Below are 1,918 nucleotides of genomic sequence, written 5' to 3' on the forward strand. Positions count from 1 at the left end.
ATGCGGATGACCAGGTCGGCGCCGTGCGGTCCCTTGCGCGGCACATAGCCGCCCTTGATGCTGTAGAACGTTCCTTCGTGGTCGAAGGGCCGGTCGTTCGACCACAGCCGCTTCAGCAGCACCAGATATTCGTCGATGCGCTGCCAGATGACGGTGTGCCCGACCGGCCGTGTTTCGGCGTCGGCGTCGCTCAGCGGCTCGCTGATCATTCTCAGCGCCAGGCGCCCGCCGCTTTTCCTGTCGATCGACGCCAGTTGGCGGGCCGCCACGGTCGGTTCGACCACGCCCGCCCAATGGGTGAGCACGACTTCCAGCGACGAGGTGCGATCGAGCACCTGGGCCGCAAGATCCATGTTGGTCAGCAGTCCGGCCGAATCGTCGATGACGATCTTGCGGAAGCCACCATCCTCGATCAGCCCGAGCTTGGTCGCGGTCTCGGCAAAGTCGTAGAAAAAGGGAACCGCGGCATCGGCGGTCTTACCGGGAATATGCGTGAACTCGATCGGCATTGCCATGTCCTCCGTGGTGTCGGGCGCGCGAAAGCACGCCGAGGATTCGGTTCATTCAACTCCGATTGCCTGAAAGCGGTGGGCAGCTAAGCCCGGTCGATCTGACGACTCAGGGAATAAGGCCCAGCACAACGGCCCCGGTGAACACGAACGCAAGGGCAAAGACGAGATAGGCGAAAGCCCCGGCATAGGCCGGGCGAAAGGCCTGGGCATTGGCCGACCGCTGATCACTGCGATCCGTCTGGGCGTTCTGGATATAGGACATATCGACCTCCGTCTCGGCGGTTAATCTATAAAACTTGTAGACTTTGTCGATTGCTATTTTTTGGCCAAAGATGGAATAATTTTCTCCTATCGTGCTGGAAGTTGGTAGGCACTTGCTTAGAGGGAGCACTCCAACGGCCGATCCATATGGAGCGTCCGTTTTCGCTTCTGCGTCCGAATGGACCTATGGCCTTGCTTTCGCTGCACGCAACTCGTGGATTGGCCGCCCGGCGCCGGCGCGGTAGCATCGCCCAACCCGCAAAGCGAAAACGTCACATAGGGGCAGAAAAATGGGCACAAGACTGGCCGGCAAGGTCGCCATCATTTCGGGAGGAGCGACGGGAATGGGTGGAGCGGCTTCGGAGCTGTTCGCCGCCGAAGGCGCCAAGGTGGCGATCATCGACCGCAACGGCGAGGCGGCCGCCGCAACCGCAGCGACAATCAGGGCGCGCGGCCATCTCGCCGAGCATTTTGTCGCCGACGTCTCCGACGAGGCACAGGTCGAAGCGGCCGTGAAGGGTGCTATCGAAAAACTCGGACCGGTCACCGTGCTGTTCAACCACGCCGGCACCATCGTGATAAAGCCCTTCCTGGAGACCACGGTGCAGGAATGGGACTGGCTGCATGCCGTCAATGTGCGCTCGATGTTCCTGATGACGCGCGCCGTTTTGCCCGGCATGATTGCGGCCGGCGGCGGCTCGATCGTCTGTACTTCGTCGATCTCGGCGGTGGCGGCGACTCCCAACGAAGTGCTCTACGACACCACCAAGGGCGCCTGCCACATGTTCGCCCGCGCCATCGCCGTCGAGTTCCGCGACCGCAACATCCGCTGCAACGCCGTCTGCCCCGGCTTCATCCGTACACCGCACGGCCTGCGCGAGGTCGCCGACCTCGGCAGGCTCGGCGTCGACGTCTCCGACGCGGCACTGGCCGCGCAGCAGGGCCGCATCGGCGAGCCGGAAGAGGTGGCGAGGGCAGCGCTCTACCTGGCCAGCGACGAGTCGAGCTTCGTCAACGGCACGCATCTGTTCGTTGACAATGGTTTTACGGCGATGTGAAACGCTCAAAGGAGGCGCGAACTTGGCAGGATGCGGGTTCCCGCCCCCACGAAGGTGGGGGGAGAGGAACCCAAGCTTTGCTACCGC

The 1,918-nt window shown here is 62.7% G+C and carries 3 protein-coding genes; 1 reads left to right on the top strand and 2 read right to left on the bottom strand.

Features of this window, described 5'->3' with window-relative positions; all coding sequences use genetic code 11:
* The coding region (locus tag EN749_RS34955) for an LLM class flavin-dependent oxidoreductase (protein ID WP_128364880.1) at window positions 1-509 on the bottom strand (509 nt) is incomplete at its 3' end.
* A 109-nt stretch (window positions 510-618) separates the two neighbouring features.
* Window positions 619-774: a hypothetical protein gene (locus EN749_RS34960; RefSeq protein WP_127269069.1), complete on the bottom strand. Its 156-nt coding sequence runs from the start codon at window positions 772-774 to the stop codon at window positions 619-621.
* A gap of 289 nt (window positions 775-1,063) precedes the next feature.
* Between EN749_RS34960 and EN749_RS34965 the strand changes: the two genes are divergently transcribed.
* Window positions 1,064-1,831 (top strand): SDR family oxidoreductase, encoded by a 768-nt coding sequence (locus tag EN749_RS34965; RefSeq protein WP_127269070.1) that lies wholly within the window; start codon window positions 1,064-1,066, stop codon window positions 1,829-1,831.
* Window positions 1,832-1,918: the final 87 nt, after the last annotated feature.

Source organism: Mesorhizobium sp. M7A.F.Ca.ET.027.02.1.1, from assembly GCF_004022985.1.
Classification (GTDB): domain Bacteria; phylum Pseudomonadota; class Alphaproteobacteria; order Rhizobiales; family Rhizobiaceae; genus Mesorhizobium.